The following is a 22,859-nucleotide window of genomic DNA, read 5'->3' as shown; positions in this document are numbered from 1 at the left end:
CCGATTTTTTTCGTACTTTTTAAGGGCAATCCATGAAACTCAAAGGCAATCTCACAGGTCTCGTCGGCTGGCGCGGCATGGTCGGCTCGGTGCTGATCGACCGGATGCAGGCCGAGGGCGATTTCGAGCTGATCGAGCCGGTTTTTTTCTCGACCTCGAATGCCGGCGGCAAGGCTCCGGCGCAGGCCAGGAACGAAACCACGTTGAAAGACGCCTTCGACATCGAAGCCCTCAAGAAGTGCGACATCATCCTCACCGCCCAGGGCGGCGACTACACGGCTGAAGTGTTTCCCAAGCTGCGCGCTGCCGGCTGGACCGGACACTGGATTGACGCGGCATCGACCCTGCGCATGAACGACGACGCTGTCATCGTGCTGGACCCGGTCAACCTGCCCGTCATCAAGAACGCGCTGGCCAAGGGCGGCAACAACTGGGTGGGCGGCAACTGCACCGTCAGCTGCATGCTGATGGGCGTGGGCGCGCTGTACAAGGCCGGCCTGGTCGAATGGATGACCAGCATGACCTACCAGGCAGCATCGGGTGGCGGCGCGCAGCACATGCGCGAGTTGCTGACGCAGTTCGGCACCCTCAACAGCGAAGTCAAATCCTTGCTCGACGACCCGAAATCGGCGATTTTGGAGATCGACCGCCGCATCCTGGCCAAGCAGCAGTCCCTGAGCGCCTCCGAGACCGCCAACTTCGGCGTTCCGCTGGGTGGCAGCCTGATTCCCTGGATCGACAAAGATCTGGGCGATGGCATGAGCAAGGAAGAGTGGAAAGGCGGCGCCGAAACCAACAAGATCCTGGGCCAGGGCGCAAGTTTCGGCACCGCTGAAACGCCAGTCGATGGGTTTTGCGTGCGCATTGGCGCGATGCGCTGCCACAGCCAGGCATTGACGTTCAAGCTGAAGAAAGACGTTCCGCTGGCCGACATCGAAGCCATGATTGCCGCCGACAACGCCTGGGTCAAAGTCATCCCCAATACGCGGGAGGCTTCAATCAAGGATCTGACGCCGGTTGCCGTGACGGGAACGATGCAGATTCCGGTCGGGCGCCTGCGCAAGCTGGCCATGGGACCGGACTACCTCGGCGCTTTTACCGTCGGAGACCAGTTGCTTTGGGGTGCTGCCGAGCCACTGCGCCGCATGCTGCGCATCCTGATTGAAGCGTAGGCTCAAAAAACCAGGGAACTGACGACATACAATCGGGCCAGGTAACAAGTTGATTCAGCATGTTGTCTTCAGGCAACGGATAAAACTTGTGCCCTCTCGTTTATTAAGGTGTCAAATCTTAAGCATTGTCTTAACTTGTCAGTCCCTGACCTTGATGTTAAGGTTGTTTCTCAAAAATTAGCATCAAGGTTTTTGTGCGCTCAAGCAGTAACACGTTTCAACCAGACCGAGCTCCAGAGGCTCAAAATTCCATGAATCATCACGGTCGCTGGCGTATTGGCGCCCTGGCAAGCGCCATTGCGCTGCTAGGTAGCCTGGCAAGTCTTGAAGCCCACGCGGTTGCGCTGGGCCGAATCACGGTTCAGTCAGCGTTGGGCGAATCCCTTCGGGCGGAAATCGACATTTCCGATCTCAGCGCGGAAGAGGCTTCCAGCCTCAGGATTGGCATTGCGAACGCCGAGGTATTCAAGTCCGCCGGACTTGAATACTCCGCCGCGGCAGCCGGCCTCGATGTCAGGCTCCAGCGACGGGCAGACGGCAGATCCTATCTGCGCCTGAGCAGCAACCGCGCCATCATTGATCCTTTCGTGGACCTGGTCATTGAGGCCAAATCGACCTCCGGACGTGTCACCCGCGACTACACGATGCTGTTTGACCCGCCCAGCCTGCGCAACAACAGCACCAGCATCGCGGCTTCAACGCCTGTGCTGCCCCGTGCACCCGTGACCAATGCCGATATTTCGCCCCGTGAAGCCGCGCCAGCTCCATACTCCCGCCCTGCAGCCCGGCCTCCTGTATCAATTGCCAAACCACCGGCAATCAGAACGCCGCCAGCCGAGAGAATGGCTGGCGCCAGACAGGTCACAGTCAGGCCGGGTGACAATGCCAGCAAGATCGCTGCCCGGAACAAACCTGCCAGCGTGTCGCTGGACCAGATGCTGGTGGCATTGCTCAGAGGCAACCCCGAGGCCTTCGTTGGCGGCAACATCAATGTCATCAAATCCGGCGCTGTGGTGGATATTCCGGATGAGCAAACTGCCACATCCCTTTCTCCTGGTGAAGCAAGACAAACCCTCGTTGCCCAGAGCAGGGATTTCAACACCTTTCGCCGCAAACTGGCCGATGGTGTGCCCGCTACGCAGGTTGACAACGCAGGCCGCCAGACGGGTGGCCAGATGCAGGCCAAGGTTGATGACCGTGCGCAAGCCAGTCCCTCACCCGACAAGCTGACGCTTTCAAAGGGTGCGGTTCAGCTCGCCGACGAACAGTCAGCCAGAGATGCCGCCAGCCGCGTGGCGGATTCGTCAAAAAACATCAGCAATCTCAATCCACCGGGCGCAGTGCCCGTGACAGGCAGTGCAGCGCCAGGCCTGGCGGTTCCTGTACCCGCCCCTGGAGCCACCACCGCGACAGGATCCCCTGAAATCACGGCAACGCCGGCCCTGGCTCCTGCCAGTGCTTCAGCCTCTGCAACAGACGCAGGACAGGCACCCGTGTCATCTGCCTCAGAACCTGTGGCGCCAGCCAGTGCCCCGGCACCTGTCGCCCCCGCCGTGAGCAAGCAAGCTGCCATGGTTGCACCTCCCCCGGCTCCAATCACGACCAGCCTGATTGACCAGATTCTGGACAACTCATTGCTGCTGGGCGGCGGTCTTCTGGTGGCATTGCTGGCAGGCCTGGGCTTTGCCCGCTACCGAAAAACTGCGAAATCGGGCCAGGTGGACAGCTCATTCCTGGACAGCCGCCTGCAGCCGGACTCTTTCTTTGGTGCCAGTGGTGGGCGGCGTGTTGATACCAATGCAAGCAATGTGGGGGGATCATCCATGGTTTACTCCCCAAGCCAGCTTGATGCAGCCGGCGATGTGGACCCTGTCGCCGAAGCCGATGTGTACCTCGCCTATGGCCGCGACCAGCAGGCTGAAGAAATTCTCAAGGAAGCATTGCGCCTTTATCCGGCACGTCTGGCCATACACACCAAGCTGCTTGAAATTTTTGCCAAGCGTCGCGACAACAAGGAATTTGAAAACCTGGCCGTGACCGCCTTCAAATTGAGCGCAGGGCAAGGGGCAGAATGGTCTTACATCAGCCAACTGGGCCGTGAACTGGAGCCTGGCAACTCTCTCTACCAATCCGGCGCCGAATTTTCGGGCAGCTTGCCCGCAAAAGGCAGGTCTGGCCTGATTCCCCTGAATGCCATCGCACCACAGGAGGTAGCGGCCAGTGCGCCACCCCTCAAAACGGCACCGGTTTTGGACCTGGACCTGGATCTTGATTTCTCGCTGGATGAAGCACCTGCGGCCTCCATGGCGCCCACCGCCATCGCTGCACCGGCACTCACCCCTACACGCTCAATTACCGAATCCAGCTCACACAATACGAGACCGTCGGCCCTCATGAACCTGGATGACCTGGACCTGGACTTGAATCTGGACGATATTGCAGTTCCGGCACCAGTCTCGGCCAGCCCTTCTGCCCGTTCTCCTTCTGTGTCGGCAAAAGCACCCTCTCCCGAGATTGATTTTCTTTCCGGAGGCCTGGACTTCACGCCTGAGCCTTATGTCCCCCCGAAAGCATCCATTGCGCCGCCAGCGCCTGTCAATCACGATGGCATGCTGGAGTTTGACCTGAACTCACTGTCGCTGGACCTCGGTCCTGCAACCAAGCCCCCAGTCTCCGACTTGATGGGGCTGGAAGAAGATCCGCTTGAAATCAAATTTCTGCTGGCCGAAGAATTCCGGATTCTGGGTGATTCGGAAGGCGCCCGGGAACTGGCCGATGAAGTGCTGGCCAAAGCCAAAGGTCCGTTAAAGTTCAAGGCGCAGGCGTTTATCAACGCCCTGTCGTGAACAAGGCTTGAACCTGGTGCGCTCATCAAGGGAAAGGCGCCCATGAGGATTGCGCTGGGTATCAGCTACAGCGGCAGCGCTTACGAAGGCTGGCAAAGCCAGCTGTCCGGCAAGACGGTGCAGGACAGGCTGGAGATGGCCTTGAGCAGGTTTGCCGTCCAGCCCATTCGCGTCATGTGTGCCGGACGCACCGATGCCGGCGTTCATGCGCTGATGCAGGTGGTCCACTTCGACACCCCGTTGCAGCGTGAAACCTCGTCCTGGGTGCGCGGCACCAACGCTTTTTTGCCTTCCGACATCGCGGTGCAGTGGGCGCAGCCGGTTCCCGATGAGTTTCACTCGCGCGCCAGCGCCATCGCGCGCCGTTACGCCTATGTGGTGCTGGAGTCGCCGGTGCGCCCCAGTGTCGAAGCCGGGCGCGTCGGCTGGGTCTATCGCCCGCTTGATGGCGATGCGATGCGGCAAGCCGCCCTGCACCTGATGGGCGAGCACGATTTCAGTTCGTTTCGGGCCGCGCAGTGCCAGGCCAAATCACCCGTCAAAACCATGAGCCGCATCGAGATTTCCCAGCGCGCCGGACCCGGTTCACGCTATTGGCGCTTCGAATTTGAAGCCAATGCCTTTTTGCACCACATGATCCGCAACATCATGGGCTGCCTGCTGGCGATAGGCCAGGGCAACCATCCGCCCGAGTGGCTGGCCGAGGTAGTCGCCGCCCGTCGCCGCGATGCCGCCGCACCCACCTTCTCGCCTGACGGGCTTTATTTTCTGGGTCCGGTGTATGAAGAACGCCATGGCTTGCCATCGCGCACGGCGGCTTATGATTGGCTGCCATGAGCATTCCCATCCCTTTCAGCCGCACCCGCATCAAGATTTGCGGCCTGACCCGCGAGGAAGACGTTGATGCCGCCGTGGCGGCTGGCGCCGACGCCATTGGCTTCGTCATGTACGAACCCAGCCCACGTCACGTAACGCTTGAGCGCGCTGCCGCGCTGGCCAGCCGCCTCCCGCCGTTTGTGACGCCAGTACTTTTGTTCGTCAATGCACCTGCTACAAAAATAATAGCTGCCTGCGCCCGTATTCCCTGCGCATTACTGCAATTTCATGGTGATGAAACGCCTGAAGCCTGTTTGCAGGCGGGCCGGCCGTTCCTGCGCGCCGCCCGCATTCCCCTGGACGATAACCCCGAGCCTGGCAGCCTGCGTTTTGATCTCTTAAAATACGCCCAAGATTACTCATCAGCCCAGGCCATCCTGCTCGACGCCCATGTCGAGGGTTTCGGCGGCGGCGGAAAAACATTCAATTGGTCACTGCTTCCTCCAAGCGTCAACGCTCACCTCGTTTTGTCTGGTGGGTTGACGCCTGCAAACGTGCTAGATGGCATTTTGCAAGTCAGGCCGCGCTGCCCCACGCTGGCCGTTGATGTGAGTTCAGGCGTCGAGATTGCCAAGGGCATCAAGAGCGCCGACAAAATCAATCAATTCGTCGCAGCCGTTCGCGCTGCCGACGAGCAACTTGCAAAGAATATTGTTCAACATGTACGACTATCACCAACCTGACCTGGCCGGTCATTTCGGCATTTACGGCGGCAGTTTCGTCTCCGAAACCCTGACCCACGCCATCAATGAGCTGAAGGGCGCCTACGCCAAGTACCAGAACGACCCGGAATTCCTGGCTGAATTCAACTACGAGCTGAAGCATTTCGTCGGCCGCCCTTCCCCCATCTACCATGCGGCGCGCACAAGCCGCGAGCAGGGCGGCGCGCAAATCTACCTCAAGCGCGAAGACCTCAACCACACCGGCGCGCACAAGATCAACAACACCATCGGCCAGGCCATGCTGGCGCGCCGCATGGGCAAGCAGCGCATCATTGCCGAGACCGGCGCCGGCCAGCACGGCGTGGCGACCGCGACCATTTGCGCGCGCTACGGCCTCGAATGCGTGGTGTACATGGGCAGCGAAGACGTCAAGCGCCAAAGCCCCAATGTCTATCGCATGAACCTGCTGGGCGCCACCGTGGTGCCGGTGGAAAGCGGCAGCAAGACGCTGAAAGATGCGCTGAACGAAGCCATGCGCGACTGGGTTGCCAATGTTGACAACACGTTTTACATCATCGGAACCGTGGCCGGACCGCACCCCTACCCGATGATGGTGCGCGATTTCCAGAGCGTGATCGGCACCGAATGCCTGAGCCAGATGCCCGAGATGAACGCCGGCAGGCAGCCCGATGCGGTCGTTGCCTGTGTTGGCGGCGGCAGCAATGCCATGGGCATCTTCCACCCTTATATCGCGCATGAAAACACCCGCCTGATCGGCGTCGAAGCCGCCGGTGAAGGCCTGGACAGCGGCAAGCATTCGGCCTCGCTGCAGCGCGGACTACCCGGCGTGCTGCACGGCAACCGCACCTATGTGCTGCAAAACGACGATGGCCAGGTCACCGAAACGCACAGCATCAGCGCCGGCCTGGACTATCCCGGCGTCGGCCCGGAACACGCCTACCTGAAAGACATCGGGCGCGCCGAATATGTCGGCATCACCGACACCGAAGCGCTGCAGGCTTTTCATTACCTGTGCCGCACCGAAGGCATCATTCCGGCGCTGGAATCCGCCCATGCCGTGGCCTACGCGATGAAGCTGGCCAAAACCATGCGCAGCGACCAGAGCATCCTGGTCAACCTCTCGGGACGGGGCGACAAGGACATCGGCACCGTGGCCGACCTGTCGGGTGCCGACTTCTACGACCGGCCTTCCATGCGCGGCCTGGGCGTCAAGGGCGGCGTCGCCACTTCCCCCGAAGCGTTCGACGCCAGCGGCGCAAAAGGTGCAGGGAGCCAATCATGAGCCGCATTGAATCGACCTTCTCCGGCCTCAAAACCCAGGGCCGCAAAGCCCTGATTCCCTACGTCACGGCAGGCTTTCCGTTTGCCGATGTCACGCCCGAACTCATGCACGGCATGGTGGCCGGCGGCGCTGACGTGATTGAACTGGGCATGCCGTTTTCCGACCCCAGCGCCGATGGCCCGGTGATCCAGAAGGCCGGAGAAAAAGCGCTTTCCTTCGGCATCGGCCTGGTTCAGGTGCTTGAAATGGTGCGCATTTTCCGCACAAAAGACCACACCACGCCAGTCGTGCTCATGGGCTACGCCAACCCAGTCGAGCGCTACGACATCAAGCATGGCGCAGGCACCTCCGAAAGCGCCTTTATTCGCGATGCCGCCGCCGCCGGTGTCGATGGCATGCTGATCGTTGACTATCCGCCAGAAGAGTGCGTGGAATTTTCCGCCAGGCTCAAGGCGCACGGCATGGACCTGATTTTTTTGCTGGCGCCCACCAGCACCGACGCGCGCATGGCCCAGGTGGCCCAGGTCGCCAGCGGCTATGTGTATTACGTTTCGCTCAAGGGCGTGACCGGCGCCGGCACGCTGGACGTGGATGCGGTCGAAGCCATGCTGCCGCGCATTCGCCGGCATGTGAACGTACCCGTGGGCGTGGGCTTTGGCATTCGCGACGCCGCGACCGCCAGGGCCATCGGCAAAGTGGCTGATGCCGTGGTCATTGGCAGCAAGATCATCCAGCTGATTGAAAACCAGCCGCGCGACCGGGTTGCCACCGTGGCGCACGACTTTTTGCAGGAAATCCGTTCGGCGCTGGACTGAATTTCATCGGCCGGCCCCGGCGCATAATGGCACTTTTCGCCCGGCTGGTGCAGTTTGCTGCCCGCCGGTGCGTCTATCCCGTGTTTAACATTTGATGATGCTTGGCAAGCGGTTTCTTTAAAAAAGATGATGCCGCTGCAAGCCAACAAGGACCGACACCATGTCTTGGCTAGAAAAACTCCTTCCCCCCAAAATCAGCCCCACCAATCCGACCGAGCGCCGTCAGGTGCCCGAAGGCCTGTGGATCAAGTGCCCGAGCTGCGAAGCCGTGCTGTACAAGACCGACCTGGAAAAAAACCAGAACGTCTGCCCGCAGTGCAGCCACCACCACCGCATTGGCGCGCGTGCCCGGCTGGACGCCTTCCTCGACGCCGAAGGCCGTTACGAACTGGGCCAGGAAGTGCTTCCCGTCGATGCCCTCAAGTTCAAGGACAGCCGCAAGTACCCCGAGCGCCTGAAGGAAGCGATGGAGAACACCGGCGAAACCGATGCACTGGTGGTGATGGGCGGCGCCGTCCACAGCATCGGCGTGGTTGTGGCCTGCTTTGAATTCGAATTCATGGGCGGCAGCATGGGCAGCGTCGTGGGCGAGCGCTTCGTGCGTGGCGTTCACACCGCCATCGAGCAGAAGGTGCCGTTCATCTGCTTTACCGCCACCGGCGGCGCCCGCATGCAGGAAGGACTGCTTAGCCTGATGCAGATGGCCAAAACCAATGCATCGCTGACGCGCCTGGCCAAAAAGGGCCTGCCCTACATCAGCGTGCTGACCGACCCGACCATGGGCGGGGTGAGCGCCGGTTTTGCCTTTGTCGGCGACATCGTGATTGCCGAGCCCAAGGCCTTGATTGGTTTTGCCGGTCCGCGCGTCATCGAATCGACCGTGCGGGTGACCCTGCCTGAAGGCTTCCAGCGTGCCGAGTTCCTGCAGACCAAGGGTGCGATTGACTTTATCTGCGACCGCCGGGAATTGCGCAAGACGGTGGCGAATTCACTGGCCATGCTGCTCAAGCAGCCGGCCGATGCCGTCAGCTAAAAAATTTTCATTGGTTTTTCGAAAGCATCAAGACACAGCATTAAGGGGTCGTGCAACAGTTCGGGAAGAGCAAAAGAAAAGACATCATGGGATGATGTGGCTTATCGCAAATTGAAGCCTGAAGCCATGTCTGAAGCCCTTACCCTTACCTCACTTCCCCTCTTTCCGCTGGGCACCGTGCTCTACCCCGGCGGCTTGCTGCCGCTGCAGATTTTCGAGGTCCGCTACCTGGACATGATTGGCAAATGCCATAAAACAGGGGCGCCTTTTGGCGTCGTTTCGCTGACCGAAGGCTCGGAAGTCCGCAAACCCGCCAATGTAACGCCCAAGGGCGCCCTGCCCGGCGGTGACGGCTTTGCGCACGAAGCCTTCAACGCCGTGGGCACCCTGGCCAAAATCATCGAGTTTTCGGTGCCGCAACCCGGCCTGATGGTGGTTCTGTGCCAGGGGATTCACCGCTTCACGATTACCCGGCGGGAAAAGCTGAAACATGGCCTGTGGATTGCCGATGTGGTCCGCATGGAAGATGACCTGCCCGTCAGGATTCCGCACGATTTGCAAAAATCCGCCGAGGCCCTGGGCAAGCTGATCAAAGGACTGCTGCATGGCGATACGCCGCCTGAAAAAATGCCCATGCAGCCACCCTACCACCTTGACGATTGCAGCTGGGTCGCCAATCGCTGGTGCGAATTGCTTCCCATGCCGCTGGCGGTCAAGCAGCGCCTGATGGAACTGGACAACCCGCTGCTCAGGCTGGAACTGGTCTGCGATATTCTGGAACGCAACGGCATTTCACGCTGAATGTCAGGAAGCGCTGCCCGGGATTGTGGGCAAAGATGGCTTTAGCGCCATGCAAGCCGAAAAACGCTTCCTTAAAAACTTAAAATCAGCGATTCGGCGTTTTTCACGCCCGACACTTTCAGCCCTCTCTATTTCCGGAACACCGACCTATGTCCAGCCACCCGACTTCTCCCGCAACCGGCAGCGTTGCCCCAGCCCATCACGACGAAAACCAGCTGATGGTCGAGCGCCGGGAAAAACTCGGCGCCCTGCGCAAGCACCAGGCAGACGGCAAGGGCGTGGCTTTCCCGAACGACATCAAGCCCGGGCATCGGGCCGAAGCGCTGTTTGCGCAGTACAGCCACCTGAGCAATGAAGAGCTGGAGCCGCTGGCGGTCAAGGTGAGCGTGGCTGGCCGCATGATGCTCAAGCGCGTCATGGGCAAGGCCAGCTTTGCCACACTGCAGGATGCGTCGTTCGGCCCCACGGGTGGCCGCATCCAGCTCTACATCAACAATGCCGGCGTCGGCGAAGAAGTCCATGCGGCTTTCAAGCACTGGGATCTGGGCGACATCGTGGCGGCAACCGGCCTGCTGTTCAGGACCAAGACCGGCGAGTTGTCGATCCATGCCGACAGCATCCGGCTGGTGACCAAGAGCCTGCGCCCGCTGCCCGACAAATTCCACGGCATGGCCGACCAGGAAGTCAAATACCGCCAGCGCTATGTCGATCTGATCATGGACGAAGCCGCGCGCAAGCGTTTCATGGCGCGCAGCAAGGCGGTCAGCGGCATTCGGGAGTTCATGGTGGCGAATGACTTCCTGGAGGTCGAAACACCCATGCTGCACCCGATTCCGGGCGGCGCCAACGCCAAGCCGTTCAAGACCCATCACAACGCGCTGGACCAGGAAATGTACCTGCGCATTGCGCCCGAACTCTACCTCAAGCGCCTGATCGTCGGTGGTTTCGAGCGCGTGTTCGAGATCAACCGCAGCTACCGCAACGAAGGCATCAGTGTTCGCCACAATCCCGAGTTCACCATGATGGAGTTCTACGCGGCCTGGTGGAATTACACCGATTTGATGACCTTCACCGAAGCGCTGATCCGCGATGCCGCGCAAAAGGTCTGCGGCTCGCTGCAACTGAGCTACGCCGGCAAGCCGGTCGATCTGAGCCAGCCCTTTGAACGGCTGACCATCCGCGAAGCCATCCTCAAGCATACCGAGGCGGGTGAACAGGTGGACGATGCTGTCTGGCTGACGAATGCCCTTAAAAAGCTCGGGCTGAACGAGGAAAAAAATCGCTTGTCCACCCGCTCGCTGGCCAGCCTGCAGGTGCTGTATTTTGAAGAACTGGTTGAAGAAAAGCTCTGGCAGCCGACCTTCATCATGGAGCACCCGACCGAAATCTCGCCACTGGCTAGAGCCAACGACGAGCGCCCGGAAGTCACCGAGCGCTTTGAGCTTTACATCACCGGCCGCGAATTCGGCAACGGTTTCAGCGAGCTGAACGATGCCGAAGAACAGGCGGTGCGTTTCAACGCACAGGTTCATGCCAAGGACAGCGGCGACGATGAAGCCATGTTCTACGACCACGATTTCATTCGCGCCCTTGAGTACGGCATGCCGCCGACCGGCGGCTGCGGCGTGGGCATCGACCGGCTGATGATGCTGCTGACCGACAGCCCAAGCATCCGCGACGTGATTTTGTTCCCTGCGCTACGCCGGGAAGCCTGAAACAGGTCGGCACTGGCAGGCAAATCGTGTCTGGTTTATGTAACAAAAGTATCTTGATACAAAGTTAACCAAATTTCATACTGTGAAGTTACGATGAGCTTCACAGTCATTCCGTCTGTAGCTTTGTACGCAGGAGTAGTCCTATGCGGAAAAGTTACAGATGGAAATAGATTTAATCGCTACATCACGTTGCATGCACACACAAGCCGCATGGTCATGGTCGTTCACACTTCGTCCTGAAGTCGTTTCAGCGGTTGCCTGGGTCATGGTCCTAACCCATGTCTTGCCCCAAGCATCCTTTGTAATTTTTAACCTTGGGACTCAGTGAATGGAAATCGAATTTACACGCATGGGCATCGTATTCATGCATCTTATTGCCTGTTGCGTAGCCATCGGACTGGTTGTGACCAGCGATATTGCCATGCTCAAACAGCTCTTCAGGGCAGATCCGAACGAAAGGTTTGATCCCCATCACCTGTCAGACCTGCAAAAAACAGTGTCCCATTCGCTGCTCGCATTGTGGGTTACAGGTGCCGCCATCGTCACTTTGGACGCTTCCCTCAAGGGATGGGGCTATTTTGCGAATCCCAAGCTGCAGTCCAAGGTGGCTATCGTCATGCTGTTGACGATGAACGGCTATGCATTGCACAAGTACGTGCTGCCAGCGCTGCAAAAGGCGGGATCACTGCTCAGGCTGTCATTCGGACAGCGCCGCCTGGCCCTGTTTACCGGTGCGGTATCGGGTGTTTCGTGGTTTTATGCGGCCATGCTGGGCATTGGCCGCCCGCTCAACTGGAAATACTCCCTGGTCCAGATCATGGCCGCGTATCCGGTGCTGATTGCTGGCGGGTTTGCCTGTATGGCATTGCTCACGGTCTGGTCGCAGTCCAGGGCCGGCGGCGAGAATGAGGAAGCCCGTGAACCCAGACTGGCCAGTCCACACTGAGACCCGTGTGGCAACGGGCTCATTCCCAACCGCTTGACCCGATTGCCGTCGCATTGCATGCAGAGCATTGGCGGAGCCTGATACGCCGTCAGGGCAAGGCATCCGTGGACTTCACCGCAGCACCCGTTAATCGTTCCACCGGAAGCCGCAAATCGTCGAGGTAGTCACGCGCAATGTTGACGCTGCATTCGATACCGAGCAATTTAAAGCGCTTGATCAGCCACTCTTTTGCGCATAGCCTTCCCAGGTCGCGCAGCGAATAAATAAGGCGGGCATCGGTCGAAGCCTTGGTCGATGCATTGAATTTCTCAAGCGCCTCGCCACCGTCGATGCGGTGCAGCAGCACGTCCTTGTAGCGCTGGGGATCGAGCTTGCCCTCGGCCAGCAGCCTTTTGACGAAATCGATGGCGCGCATCTCGGCAACCAGTCCGGCATTGAAGGTGATCTCGTTGACCCGGTCAGCGATTTCCCCGGGCTGGGTCGGCAACTTGTCACGCTCGATGGGATTGATCTGGACCAGCATGATGTCGCGGCTCTGGCATTGGTAAATCAGGGGATGCAGCGCCGGATTGCCGGCATAGCCGCCATCCCAGAAGTGATCGCCTTCTATCTCGACCGCCTGAAACACCATCGGCAGGCAGGCCGACGCCATGACTGCGCTGGCCGTCAGGCGCTGGCCTGAAAACACCTCGGCCTTGCCGGTGCTGACGCGCGTGGCCACCACGAATAGCTTGGGCGTGGCCGGGTACGGAGTTGCCGCCAGCCGCTCGAAATCGACCTGGGATTCCAGAAAATCCTTGAGCGGATTGATGTCAAACGGATTGCTCTGGTAAGGCGACAAGCTGCCGGACCAGTAGCGGGTCATGTCATCAGCCCAGCGCGAGGCGGACCAGATGCCGCCGCCCAGTTGCCCCAGCAAGATGTTGAAAGGCGCGCGTTGCCACCATGACAGCGACTGCGAAACCGAGGACGACACGGCGCCCAGATCGACGATGCCGCTCCAGAAATTCATCAGTGCCTGTCGGGCCGCCTCATAACGGCCCCGCCTGGGCTGGCCGTGCGCCTGCGCCAGGCCATGGGCCAGCACGACAGCATTCATGGCGCCGGCGCTGGTGCCGCTGATGCCTTCAATGTCGATGCGGCCGTCTTCCAGCAGGGCATCCAGCACGCCCCAGGTGAACGCACCGTGCGAACCGCCGCCCTGCAGCGCCAGATTGATCAGGCGATGGCCGCTGGCGGGTGCTTCCAAGAAGGAATTATTTGAAATAGTCATTCGGCCAAGATTACCAAAAATGAAAATCTTGAACCGTCAACGCCTCTTTCGATGCCAGTCGCATTGCCCCTGCATGGGCCTTAGCTCAACCCTGCCACCATTTCTGCCAGACCTGGTTGTCGGTTCCGCGCACGAACACATGCTCGTGGTTGGGCCCCATGGAGCCCAGCGCGGGCTCGGAAGCCAGCACCCCGCCGTCGTTGTGCCGTCCCCAGTCGTGCCAGGCGCCATTCCAGTAGGCCCGCTGCCAGAGGGCGTTGTCGGTGCCGCGCACATAGATGTTGCAGACCGAGCCGTTGCGCGAGATCACGGATGGCGCACCGGCAAATCCGCCCGGAGGCGCGCCGAGCGCGACCCAGCCCGACCAGCCGCCGGCGCCTGTCCACCATTTCTGCCAGACCTGGTTGTCGGTGCCGCGCACGAACACATGCTCGTGGTCCGGCCCCATGGAGCCCAGCGCGGGCTCGGAAGCCAGCACGCCGCCGTCGTTGTGCCGTCCCCAGTCATGCCAGGCGTTGTTGAACCAGGCCTTTTGCCACAGCGCGTTGTCGGCGCCGCGCACGTAGATGTTGCAGACCGAGCCGTTGCGCGAGATGACGGCCGGGCCGCCCGTGAAGCCAACCGGAGGCGCGCCGAGTGCAAACCAGCCCGACCAGCCGCTGGCGGCTTTCCAGAATTTCTGCCAGACCTGGTTGTCGGTGCCGCGCACGAACACATGCTCGTGGTCCGGCCCCATGGAGCCCAGCGCGGGCTCGGACGCCAGCACGCCGCCGTCGTTGTGCCGTCCCCAGTCATGCCAGGCGTTGTTGAACCAGGCCTTTTGCCACAGCGCGTTGTCGGCACCACGCACGTAGATGTTGCAGACCGAGCCGTTGCGCGAGATCACGGCTGGCGCACCGGCAAATCCGGTCGAAGGCGCGCCGAGCGCGACCCAGCCCGACCAGCCCGTGAGCCTGGGGAACAGCCGCTCGTCCCAGCCGATTTGCCGCCTGCTGAAATCACACATCGACAGGGTGTTGGCGTTCATCAGGCAAGCCTGTTGGGCGCCTGGCGGGAAGCAGTTGACGCAATTGCTGTTGGGCACCGCGAGGTGGCCGCTGGTACTGCCGCAGGCACACGAGCCGTATTCGTCCGCCGCCCCGAAGATGTGGCAGGACTCATGGGCGAACACCCGGTTGATGTTGTCGGGGCCCCAGCCGTCATTGGCATAGTTCATCACCACCTTCTCGACGATGGCGTAGGCAAAGTGGTTCAGCGGGTACTTGGTGAAAAAGGCCACGTAGGCCCAGTCGGTATGCCGGCTGGTGCGCAGGTCGTTGGCGTACTTCTGGTATCCTCCGCGCCCAGGCCCGTAGCCCATGCTGGCCAGCGCGGCGTCCCGCCAGTCCCTCTCGTAGCGCTCGTAAGGCTCGGTGACGCCGGCATACGGCCCGGTGGCGGACGACACCGTCACCATGCGGATGTCATACACAAATGAAACCCTGGCCCGGGGCTCGACACCGGCGAGCCAGCCCAGCCCCTCCTGAACCTCCTGCACGATCTTGACCCGCTCTGCGTCGCTCAGAACTTCCGCCCCGGTATTGCGCGACACCAAAATGACCCCGACAGCCACCGAACCGACCATGTAGCGGCTGGTCGGCGTGCCGGTCGATTCGGCCACCAGTTCGGCTTCGCGGGCGGAGCGCGCGCCGGCTTCAGGCGTGTCGAACTCGCGCGGAGGCTGGTAGCCCGGCGTGTCCCACGAGAGCCCCTCGGTGGGCGATCGCGCCGCGCCGGCACGGGCGCTCCTGGCTGCACGGGCCTGCGTCCAGGCATCAACGGCCAACTGCGAAGCAGCGTCCAGCGGCTGGACCGGCTGATCGGTCGAGGACGTCATCGCCGTTTCATCGCTGCCATCCGGCAGTTCGGCCACGAACACGGTCGGGCTGAACTGCTGGACGATCCGGCCGCCCAGTCGCGTGACCTCTTCGCTGGCAGCGGCCATGTCCTGGGTGAATCGCAATACGTTTTTCGCCATCATTTACTCCCCTTGAAACCAAATTGCCGAACCGCAAGCTGTCGTGCTTGCAGGCGCGTTCAAGTTCGCCGGGCTTCGGGATGAAGGCAGTTTTGATGCGAACCGGCTTGCAATTCTTCCCGCCTGCTGCATCTACATCCATGAGAATTACTTCTCAATACAAAGGCGGGCGGCACAAACTGGACCGTTGCCGCAAGCTCCGGTCGGGGTTTCCAGTTGCGGGCTGACAAAGCGGCCTGCCGGTTTCCGCTACCATCCAGAACCGTGAAAAAGCCGTCAATATCGGCATCAAATAAGGCTTTTGCGCATTATCCATAAGCGTATCTAGCTATGAAAATAATAGTGAATCCGATGAAATACCTTGCCGCCTACCCAGAAAGCCTCCAAACGCAGGTGCAGCAGTTGCTGGCGCAAGGACGGCTGGGGGACAGCCTGCTTGCCAAATACAGGCATGCGCACACGGTCAAAACCGACAAGGCCCTGTACGACTACGTGATGGTGCTGAAAAATGATTTTTTGCGCAATTCCGAACCGCTGTCGAAAGTGATGTTTGACAGCAAGCTGCAGATCATCACGCATGCACTCGGCACGCACACCACCATTTCACGCGTGCAGGGCAACAAGCTCAAGTCCAAGCGCGAAATCCGCGTGGCGTCGCTGTTCAAGGACGTGCCGGTGGAATTCTTGCGGATGATTGCCGTGCATGAGCTGGCGCACATCAAGGAAAAAGCGCACGACAAGGCGTTTTACCAACTCTGCACCTACATGGAGCCGCAGTACCACCAGTATGAGTTTGACCTGCGCGTGTACCTGACGCACATCGACGCGGCGGGCAAGCTGGAGTGGCCCGCCATGGGCTGAGCGGCCCAGGCCCTCACGGCATCAGGGAATGAGCCCCAGCGCGTGCATGTAGGCCGGATGCACCATCAACTCATCCCACTCCAGCGCCGGCGTTTGCGGCAGCAAGGCCAGCCGCCGCAGCTCGCTGGCTTCCAGCGCTTCCCACTGGCCCTTGAGCAGCGCTTCGGCCATTCCGTCAAGCAATTCATCGACCGGCTTGCCCTCGCCCACCGACTGGTTGCACAGCAGCACCATGTCGCAGCCGGCGTTCAGCGCGACGATGGCCGCTTCCAGGTAACTCACTTCCCGGCCACCGATCAGGCGGGCGCCAGCCATGCTCAGGTCGTCGCTGAAAATCGCGCCGCCAAAGCCGAGCTGGCTGCGCAGGATGAAGTTCAGCCATTTGCTGGAAAAGCCGGCGGGCAATGCATCCACCTTGGGGTAGATCACATGCGCCGGCATCACGCTCGACAGCGTGGTGTTGAGCCATTCGTAAGGCGCGGCGTCGTCCTTCAGGATGGCTTTGAGGGTGCGCGTGTCCACCGGAATGTCGGTGTGGGAGTCGGCCTTGACGAAGCCGTGGCCGGGAAAATGCTTGCCACAGTTGCCCATGCCGCTTTGCAGCAGGCCGTGCATCAGGCTCTTGGCCAGCAGGCTGACGACGCGCGGGTCGCGGCCGAAGGCGCGGTCGCCGATCACGCCGCTCTCGCCATAATCCAGGTCGAGCACCGGCGTGAAGCTGAAGTCCACGCCGCAGGCCCGCAATTCAGCGCCCAGCACATAGCCGCAGGCCGTCGCGGCATTGGTGGCAACCAGCTGGTCGCGCATCCATTGCTCGCCCAAGGCGCGCATGGGCGGCAGGTGCGTCAGGCCATCGGTGCGAAAACGCTGCACGCGGCCGCCTTCATGATCGACGCAAATCAAGAGGTCGTCGCGGATGTCCTTGATCTCGGCGCACAGCTTTTCGAGTTGCTGGCGGTCTTTCCAGTTGCGGCCAAACAAAATGATGCCGCCGGTCAGCGGATGCTTGAGGCGGCGGCGGTCGGCTTTGCCGAGGCTCAGGCCGGCGATGTCGATGATCAGGGGGGCGTGCTGGGTCATTGGGATATTTTCAGGATAACTATTAAATTGATAGCTGCTTGCGCAGGCTCTGCCTGCGCAAAAGCCTATTTTTTCTCTACAACGCAAAAACTGGCAGCGTAGTCGGTTTCATCGCTCACGGTGACATGGGCAGTGAGTTGGCGGTCGTCAAACCAGTCCTTGAGCGCGCCGTGCAGCACGATCTCGGGCTTTCCGCTGGCGGCATTGGCGATTTCGCAGTGCCGCCAGGTCATGGGCATGCGCATTCCCAGGCCAATGGCCTTGCTGAAGGCTTCCTTGGCGGAAAAGCGGGTGGCGAGGTAACTCACGCCCCGGTCCGGCCAGCGTGCGCTGCGCGCGGTCCAGGTCGCCAGTTCAGCGTCGCTGAGGATTCTCTGGGCGAAGCGCTCGCCGTGGCGCTCCAGGCTGGCCCGGATGCGGCGGATGTCGCAGATGTCGGTGCCAAGGCCGTAGATCATCAGACAGCGGCAGCCGGCGCAAATGCCTCGTTGATGCAGCGCAGGTAGTCTTTCACCGTGGCGTCGTAACCCAGCTCCAGCGCATCGGCGATCAGCGCATGGCCGATGGAGACTTCCAGCACGCCGGGCACGGCGCGCAGGAATTCGCTCAGGTTGTCGCGGTTCAGGTCGTGACCGGCATTCACTCCCAAATTGATAGCTACTGCCGCCCGTGCAGTCTGCGCAAACTGGCTTAATACCTTGTTTTTTTCAGGGCCGGACCAGGCCTGGGCATAACTCTCGGTGTACAACTCGACGCGATCGGCGCCCACGGCCTTGGCCGCAGCCATGGCTTCGGGGAGCGGGTCCATGAACAGGCTGACGCGCACGCCGCGTGCATGGGCGTATTCGATGTGCGGCTTGAGCCGCTCGGCATCCTGCGGAAAACTCCAGCCGTGGTCGCTGGTGAACTGGCCTTCGCTGTCGGGCACGAAGGTGCATTGGTGCAGCGGCAGGCCCCTGGCCGACAGGTCGCGCACGAAATGCATCAGGTTCTGCAGCGGATTGCCTTCAATGTTGAACTCGCAATGCGGCCAGTCCTTCATCAGCGCGGCGATTTCATACACGTCGTCGGAGCGGATATGGCGCTCGTCGGGCCGGGGATGCACGGTGATGCCCTGCGCCCCGGCCTGCAGGCACAATTCGGCGGCGCGCAGGACGCTCGGGATGTCCAGGTGCCGGGAATTGCGCAGCAGCGCCACCTTGTTGACATTGACCGACAGCGCCGTCTTCTGGGTGCCGGGCGGATGCGGTGGGTGGGAGCGGTGGTCGGAATGGAATAGAGCGATCATGGCGGAATCAATCGAAATCAATCGTTAAAGGGCTTGCAGGTCCATCATCATCTGCCGGGTTTTCAAAACCCTGACGCCACAATGGTAGTGCAGCAAGGCACGCAACTGGATTTTGAGTTCATTCGCGCAAGCGACACAGGCCTGCAGCGTATCCGAAAACAGCGCCTTGCCGCTCAAGGCCTGCTGCAGCGCCTGCCACTGCGCGCCGGGCAGGCTGAAGCGGTCGTCGTCATGCGCCTGCCGAAGGCCGGCTTCGGCCACCAGCACATAACGCTGGTCCGGGGCCAGGGGCGTCAAGGTGGCGGTTTCCGCGTCCAGCAGTGGCAGCAGGCCAATACCCTGCAGCAGGCGCAACTCGAATGCGCGCAGCGCCAGCTGAAGCGTGTCGGGATTCTGGCTGGCCAGCAGCTGGACCGTGGCGGCATAGGCATCAAACAGCAGCGGATGCGGGTCGTCTCTAGCCAGCAGGCGCATCAGCAGCTCGTTGAGGTAGTAGCCCGACAGCAGCGCATCGCCGCTGGGCATCACATGGCCGCCCTGCCATTCGGCGCTCTTGAGGTTGCGGATTTCGGCATCGCCGCCAAAGGCGACATGCAAGGGCTGCAGCGGCAGCAGGATGGGCCGAAAGCTGGAACTGGGTTTCTTGGCCCCGCGCGCCACCAGCGCCACCCGCCCGTAGTGGCGGGTAAACACATCCAGGATCAGGCTGGATTCGCTCCAGTCGTAACGGTGCAGCACATAGGCAGGCTCGTTACTGATGCGTTGGCTGGCCACCGGCTTAAGCCAAAAGCCGTGGTGTCAAGTCGCCCGAGGCACGCTTCGATACCGAAAGACAAACCAATGCCAGCCCCCGCCCCTGCAAGTTCCGGCCGCGGAACCGGCTTAGCCGGGCCGCAGGCGGGGCGGCCCCCTCGGGGGGCAGCGAACCACACGCAGTGGGGAGCGTGGGGGCCATTCCTACTCGTAGCCGAAGGTTTTAACGCGCGCCTCGTCATCGGCCCAGCCGGAGCGCACCTTGACCCAGATTTCCAGGAACACCTTGCCGCCGGTCAGGGTTTCGAGTTCATGCCGGGCTTCGGTGCCGATGCGCTTGAGCTTTTCGCCCTTCTCGCCAATGATCATGCCCTTGTGGCCGTCGCGCTCGACGATGATGGTGGCGGCGATCCTGCGCAGGTTGCCCTCTTCTTCGTATTTCTCAATCACCACGGTAGAGGTGTAGGGCAGCTCGTCGCCGGTCAGGCGAAACAGCTTTTCGCGGATGATCTCGGCGGCCATGAAGCGGTCGCTGCGGTCGGTGAGTTCATCGGCGCCGTACATCCAGGGCTGCACCGGCAGGTATTTTTCGCAGATACCGAACAGGCGCTCAACATCCTTGGCATTGTTGGCCGACATCGGCACGAATTCCGAAAAGTTGTGCCGTTCCTGCATCGCGCGCAGCCAGGGCGCGATTTCGGCGCGGCGGTGAATCAGGTCAAACTTGTTGGCCAGCAGGATGGCCGGAGTTTTCTCGGGCAGCAGGGCCAGCACCTTGGCATCGGCCAGGTTGAACTGGCCGGCCTCGACCACGAAGACGATCAGGTCAACGTCGTTCACGGCGCCCACGACGGTGCGGTTCAGCGAACGGTTCAGGGCATTGCCGTGCCGGGTCTGAAAACCCGGCGTGTCCACGAACACAAACTGCGTCGCGGCGCGGGTCCGCATGCCGGTGATGCGGTGGCGCGTGGTCTGCGCCTTGCGCGAGGTGATGCTGACTTTTTGCCCCACCAGCGCATTGAGCAGGGTGGATTTGCCCACATTGGGCTTGCCGACAATCGCAATCAGGCCGCAGCGCTGCTCGCCCACGGGTGGAAGGCTGGGCGCGTTGCCGTCTGCCGGCACGGCCGCTCCACGCGAGGCAATGGCCTGGGCCAGCATGGCATCGAGCGCATCCTGGCTCTGTGCCGGTTCAACGGACCGTGGAGATGCCGTCGTTCCCTCGGCCTGCGGCAAGGTTTCGACGGGTTGGCTGGGTTCTTTTTTACCGGTACTCATAATCAATTCAATCGTGTTGGGCTGCGGCCTGTAATAAGGCCTTGGCAAAAATGCGTCAGGAAGCCAGTGTCTTGACAAACAGCAGCATGGCCGTTGCAGCGGCCTGCTCGCCGGCACGGCGCGAGACGCCAATGCCGCGTTCAGCGCGGCCAAATTCGGCTATTTCGCACTCGACCTCAAAAGTCTGCTGGTGTGCGGCGCCCATGGTGCTGACAACCTTGTAGAGGGGAAGACGCATTTTGCGCCCCTGAAGCCACTCCTGCAATTCGGTTTTTGGGTCTTTGCCGATGGCCTTCATTTGCGGATTGACCTGCACGTCCTTGAACAGGCGGCGCACCAGCTGGTCGGCCTTGTCATAGCCCGCATCCAGATACACCGCGCCAATCACCGCTTCCAGCGCATCGGCCAGCATGGAGGGGCGGTTTTTTCCGCCAGACCGGGCTTCGCCCTCGCCCAGCCGAAGCAGGTCGGGCAAGCCCAGAACCACGGCCAGCTGGTGCAGCGTATCTTGCTTGACGAGGTTGGCGCGCACACGCGAAAGATCGCCTTCGGGCAACTCGCTCAACTGCTCATACAACAGTCCGGCAACCGCCAGGTTCAGGACGGAATCGCCCAGAAACTCGATGCGTTCATTGTGATCGCTTGAGAAACTGCGGTGCGTCAGCGCCTGGACAAGAAGTTTTGGCGTGGCAAACTCATGCTGCAGGCGCTTTTGCAAGGCCTGCAGTGCGGGGCTGGAACTGGGGGTGGAGCGCACTTACTTGGAGCGCCCGTTGTACTTGAGCAGCAGGTAGGCGGGTCCTGCCATGTGGATTTCCCGCGTATAGGCAAAAGCCACGACCGTCTTGTCGCCTTCCTTGCTCACTTCAAGATCCTTGCCGGAAATCGAGTGAATGTCGTCAATCGCCCCGGCTTTGTCGAAAATGGCCCTGATTTCAGGCACGGTGCTGCCGCCTGAGGCCTTGTTGGCGGCCTTGGTGATGGCCTGCAGTTCAATCAGCGTTGGCAGCACCTGGGCTGCCAGGACAAAGGCGACGCCCACCACACCGCCCACAAACAGAAGTCCGATGAAAGAGATGCCACGTTGCCGATGTTTCATTGATGTGTGTCCTGACTGAAGTTCATGGTATTGCCCGGTTGGGCGATTGAATCGCGATGCCTGCTGGATTTAATCAAAAGAACCAATACGCTTGAGGTTGCCGAAGTTCATCCAGACAAAAAATGCCTTGCCGACAATGTTCTGCTCTGGAACAAAGCCCCAATAGCGTGAATCGAGCGAGTTGTCCCGGTTGTCGCCCATCATGAAATAGTGGCCTTCAGGCACCTTGCACACGACGCCTTCGGTGCTGTAGCGGCAGTTTTCCCTGAACTGGAAATTGTCAGCCCCGGCAATGAAGGACGGCCGCTCGTCATCATTGAGCAGGCGATAACTCCGCTCGGCATTGGTTTCCTCGAACTGCTTGGCATAACGCATGGAGTCGGCATCGAAAAAATCGGGCAGAGGCGTCTTCGGCAGCGGCTTGCCATTGATGGTGAGCTTTTTGTTCAGGTAGGCCACCTCGTCGCCCGGAATGCCGACCACGCGCTTGATGTAGTCCAGGCTGGGCTTGGGTGGGTAGCGGAACACCATCACGTCGCCTCGCTCGGGGCTGTGGTTGTCCAGCACCTTGAGGTTGATGACGGGAAGCCGCACGCCGTAGTGAAATTTATTGACCAGGATCAGGTCATTGACCAGCAGCGTCGGAATCATCGAGCCCGACGGAATCTTGAAAGGCTCGAACAGGAAGGAGCGCAGCAGGAAAACGATGATGATCACCGGGAACAGGCCGGCGGTCCAGTCCAGCCACCAGGGCTGCATGATGAGCCGGCTTTTGGCTTCAGCGGTGTTGTCATCGACCTGGCTGATGCCCATTTTGGCCAGTTCCGCCTGCCTGTTGACCGCATTCGCCTCAAGGGCAGCCACCGCCTTGCGCCGCTGCGGCAAAAAGTAAAACCGCTCAGCCAGCCAGTAAATGCCCGTCACCACGGTGGCCAGGAACAGCAAGGCTGAAAAGTTGCCTTCGACCACGCCAAAATACCAGGCTGCTCCGTAGCCAACAAAAGCGGCCAGTACCACGGCCGTGATGGAACTCATGAGGCC

General features: G+C 60.8%; 21 protein-coding genes. 11 read left to right on the top strand and 10 right to left on the bottom strand.

Translation table 11 applies throughout. The annotated features are described in order from the left end of the window. The first annotated feature begins 32 nt into the window (after positions 1–32). The 10 genes from asd (at position 33) to ABLV49_RS05660 (ending at position 12,169) form a co-directional block, all read left to right on the top strand. On the top strand, positions 33–1,172 hold the full coding sequence (asd, locus tag ABLV49_RS05705; protein ID WP_349280685.1) for an aspartate-semialdehyde dehydrogenase: 1,140 nt from the start codon (positions 33–35) through the stop codon (positions 1,170–1,172). 920 nt (positions 1,173–2,092) lie between these two features. After that, a complete protein-coding gene (locus ABLV49_RS05700) occupies positions 2,093–4,018 on the top strand; it encodes a FimV/HubP family polar landmark protein (protein WP_349280684.1) in 1,926 nt (641 codons plus the stop codon). A 42-nt stretch (positions 4,019–4,060) separates the two neighbouring features. Continuing rightward, positions 4,061–4,855: a tRNA pseudouridine(38-40) synthase TruA gene (gene truA, locus ABLV49_RS05695; protein WP_349280683.1), complete on the top strand. Its 795-nt coding sequence runs from the start codon at positions 4,061–4,063 to the stop codon at positions 4,853–4,855. After that, positions 4,852–5,577: a phosphoribosylanthranilate isomerase gene (locus ABLV49_RS05690; protein WP_349280682.1), complete on the top strand. Its 726-nt coding sequence runs from the start codon at positions 4,852–4,854 to the stop codon at positions 5,575–5,577. The genes truA and ABLV49_RS05690 overlap by 4 nt, the downstream gene beginning before the upstream one ends. Then, positions 5,555–6,859 (top strand): tryptophan synthase subunit beta, encoded by a 1,305-nt coding sequence (trpB, locus tag ABLV49_RS05685; protein ID WP_349280681.1) that lies wholly within the window; start codon positions 5,555–5,557, stop codon positions 6,857–6,859. Before ABLV49_RS05690 ends, trpB begins: the two co-directional genes overlap by 23 nt. Beyond that, positions 6,856–7,674, top strand: coding sequence for a tryptophan synthase subunit alpha (gene trpA, locus ABLV49_RS05680; RefSeq protein WP_349280680.1), 819 nt, complete (start codon positions 6,856–6,858; stop codon positions 7,672–7,674). Before trpB ends, trpA begins: the two co-directional genes overlap by 4 nt. A 160-nt stretch (positions 7,675–7,834) precedes the next feature. Further along, a complete protein-coding gene (gene accD / locus ABLV49_RS05675) occupies positions 7,835–8,707 on the top strand; it encodes an acetyl-CoA carboxylase, carboxyltransferase subunit beta (protein ID WP_349280679.1) in 873 nt (290 codons plus the stop codon). Between the two features lie 126 nt (positions 8,708–8,833). Beyond that, the gene (locus tag ABLV49_RS05670; protein ID WP_349280678.1) at positions 8,834–9,508 is read left to right on the top strand and encodes an LON peptidase substrate-binding domain-containing protein; all 675 of its coding nucleotides are present in this window, start codon (positions 8,834–8,836) and stop codon (positions 9,506–9,508) included. 149 nt (positions 9,509–9,657) lie between these two features. Further along, entirely contained in the window at positions 9,658–11,223 is a 1,566-nt protein-coding gene (lysS, locus tag ABLV49_RS05665) for a lysine--tRNA ligase (protein ID WP_349280677.1), read from the top strand. 328 nt (positions 11,224–11,551) lie between these two features. Further along, the gene (locus tag ABLV49_RS05660) at positions 11,552–12,169 is read left to right on the top strand and encodes a hypothetical protein (protein ID WP_349280676.1); all 618 of its coding nucleotides are present in this window, start codon (positions 11,552–11,554) and stop codon (positions 12,167–12,169) included. Between the two features lie 88 nt (positions 12,170–12,257). Here the strand turns inward: ABLV49_RS05660 and ABLV49_RS05655 are convergent, their stop codons facing one another. Both ABLV49_RS05655 and ABLV49_RS05650 read right to left on the bottom strand, forming a co-directional pair. Next, positions 12,258–13,442 (bottom strand): patatin-like phospholipase family protein, encoded by a 1,185-nt coding sequence (locus ABLV49_RS05655; protein ID WP_349280675.1) that lies wholly within the window; start codon positions 13,440–13,442, stop codon positions 12,258–12,260. A gap of 85 nt (positions 13,443–13,527) precedes the next feature. Beyond that, complete coding sequence (locus ABLV49_RS05650) at positions 13,528–15,459, bottom strand: hypothetical protein (protein ID WP_349280674.1); 1,932 nt, start codon at positions 15,457–15,459, stop codon at positions 13,528–13,530. A 351-nt stretch (positions 15,460–15,810) separates the two neighbouring features. Between ABLV49_RS05650 and ABLV49_RS05645 the strand changes: the two genes are divergently transcribed. Further along, positions 15,811–16,320, top strand: coding sequence for a YgjP-like metallopeptidase domain-containing protein (locus ABLV49_RS05645; protein ID WP_349280673.1), 510 nt, complete (start codon positions 15,811–15,813; stop codon positions 16,318–16,320). 21 nt (positions 16,321–16,341) lie between these two features. Here the strand turns inward: ABLV49_RS05645 and nagZ are convergent, their stop codons facing one another. The 8 genes from nagZ to lepB form a co-directional block, all read right to left on the bottom strand. Beyond that, entirely contained in the window at positions 16,342–17,400 is a 1,059-nt protein-coding gene (gene nagZ / locus ABLV49_RS05640) for a beta-N-acetylhexosaminidase (protein ID WP_349280672.1), read from the bottom strand. 65 nt (positions 17,401–17,465) lie between these two features. After that, positions 17,466–17,858, bottom strand: a complete 393-nt coding sequence (gene acpS / locus ABLV49_RS05635; protein ID WP_349280671.1) for a holo-ACP synthase — start codon at positions 17,856–17,858, stop codon at positions 17,466–17,468. After that, positions 17,858–18,688: a pyridoxine 5'-phosphate synthase gene (locus ABLV49_RS05630; protein WP_349280670.1), complete on the bottom strand. Its 831-nt coding sequence runs from the start codon at positions 18,686–18,688 to the stop codon at positions 17,858–17,860. The genes acpS and ABLV49_RS05630 overlap by 1 nt, the downstream gene beginning before the upstream one ends. A 24-nt stretch (positions 18,689–18,712) precedes the next feature. Next, a complete protein-coding gene (recO, locus tag ABLV49_RS05625; RefSeq protein ID WP_349280669.1) occupies positions 18,713–19,462 on the bottom strand; it encodes a DNA repair protein RecO in 750 nt (249 codons plus the stop codon). Between the two features lie 183 nt (positions 19,463–19,645). Then, a complete protein-coding gene (gene era / locus ABLV49_RS05620; RefSeq protein WP_349281615.1) occupies positions 19,646–20,602 on the bottom strand; it encodes a GTPase Era in 957 nt (318 codons plus the stop codon). Between the two features lie 172 nt (positions 20,603–20,774). Next, entirely contained in the window at positions 20,775–21,476 is a 702-nt protein-coding gene (gene rnc, locus ABLV49_RS05615) for a ribonuclease III (RefSeq protein WP_349280668.1), read from the bottom strand. Next, a complete protein-coding gene (locus tag ABLV49_RS05610) occupies positions 21,477–21,818 on the bottom strand; it encodes a DUF4845 domain-containing protein (protein WP_349280667.1) in 342 nt (113 codons plus the stop codon). 69 nt (positions 21,819–21,887) lie between these two features. Beyond that, positions 21,888–22,853, bottom strand: a complete 966-nt coding sequence (gene lepB, locus ABLV49_RS05605; protein WP_349280666.1) for a signal peptidase I — start codon at positions 22,851–22,853, stop codon at positions 21,888–21,890. Positions 22,854–22,859: the final 6 nt, after the last annotated feature.

It is taken from the genome of Polaromonas hydrogenivorans (genome assembly GCF_040105105.1).
GTDB classification, from domain to species: Bacteria; Pseudomonadota; Gammaproteobacteria; order Burkholderiales; family Burkholderiaceae_C; genus Polaromonas; species Polaromonas hydrogenivorans.
Note: the sequence above shows the minus strand (reverse complement) of the source record. Positions and strands in the feature narration are given on the sequence as shown.

Excerpts from the sequence above, each read along its gene's own strand:
- asd (WP_349280685.1), top strand. The coding sequence starts at position 33 with ATGAAACTCAAAGGCAATCTCACAGGTCTCGTCGGCTGGCGCGGCATG.
- truA (WP_349280683.1), top strand. The coding sequence starts at position 4,061 with ATGAGGATTGCGCTGGGTATCAGCTACAGCGGCAGCGCTTACGAAGGC.
- ABLV49_RS05690 (WP_349280682.1), top strand. The coding sequence starts at position 4,852 with ATGAGCATTCCCATCCCTTTCAGCCGCACCCGCATCAAGATTTGCGGC.
- trpB (WP_349280681.1), top strand. The coding sequence starts at position 5,555 with ATGTACGACTATCACCAACCTGACCTGGCCGGTCATTTCGGCATTTAC.
- trpA (WP_349280680.1), top strand. The coding sequence starts at position 6,856 with ATGAGCCGCATTGAATCGACCTTCTCCGGCCTCAAAACCCAGGGCCGC.
- accD (WP_349280679.1), top strand. The coding sequence starts at position 7,835 with ATGTCTTGGCTAGAAAAACTCCTTCCCCCCAAAATCAGCCCCACCAAT.
- ABLV49_RS05670 (WP_349280678.1), top strand. The coding sequence starts at position 8,834 with ATGTCTGAAGCCCTTACCCTTACCTCACTTCCCCTCTTTCCGCTGGGC.
- lysS (WP_349280677.1), top strand. The coding sequence starts at position 9,658 with ATGTCCAGCCACCCGACTTCTCCCGCAACCGGCAGCGTTGCCCCAGCC.
- ABLV49_RS05660 (WP_349280676.1), top strand. The coding sequence starts at position 11,552 with ATGGAAATCGAATTTACACGCATGGGCATCGTATTCATGCATCTTATT.
- ABLV49_RS05655 (WP_349280675.1), bottom strand. The coding sequence starts at position 13,442 with ATGACTATTTCAAATAATTCCTTCTTGGAAGCACCCGCCAGCGGCCAT.
- ABLV49_RS05650 (WP_349280674.1), bottom strand. The coding sequence starts at position 15,459 with ATGGCGAAAAACGTATTGCGATTCACCCAGGACATGGCCGCTGCCAGC.
- ABLV49_RS05645 (WP_349280673.1), top strand. The coding sequence starts at position 15,811 with ATGAAATACCTTGCCGCCTACCCAGAAAGCCTCCAAACGCAGGTGCAG.
- nagZ (WP_349280672.1), bottom strand. The coding sequence starts at position 17,400 with ATGACCCAGCACGCCCCCCTGATCATCGACATCGCCGGCCTGAGCCTC.
- acpS (WP_349280671.1), bottom strand. The coding sequence starts at position 17,858 with ATGATCTACGGCCTTGGCACCGACATCTGCGACATCCGCCGCATCCGG.
- ABLV49_RS05630 (WP_349280670.1), bottom strand. The coding sequence starts at position 18,688 with ATGATCGCTCTATTCCATTCCGACCACCGCTCCCACCCACCGCATCCG.
- era (WP_349281615.1), bottom strand. The coding sequence starts at position 20,602 with ATGCTGGCCCAGGCCATTGCCTCGCGTGGAGCGGCCGTGCCGGCAGAC.
- ABLV49_RS05610 (WP_349280667.1), bottom strand. The coding sequence starts at position 21,818 with ATGAAACATCGGCAACGTGGCATCTCTTTCATCGGACTTCTGTTTGTG.
- lepB (WP_349280666.1), bottom strand. The coding sequence starts at position 22,853 with ATGAGTTCCATCACGGCCGTGGTACTGGCCGCTTTTGTTGGCTACGGA.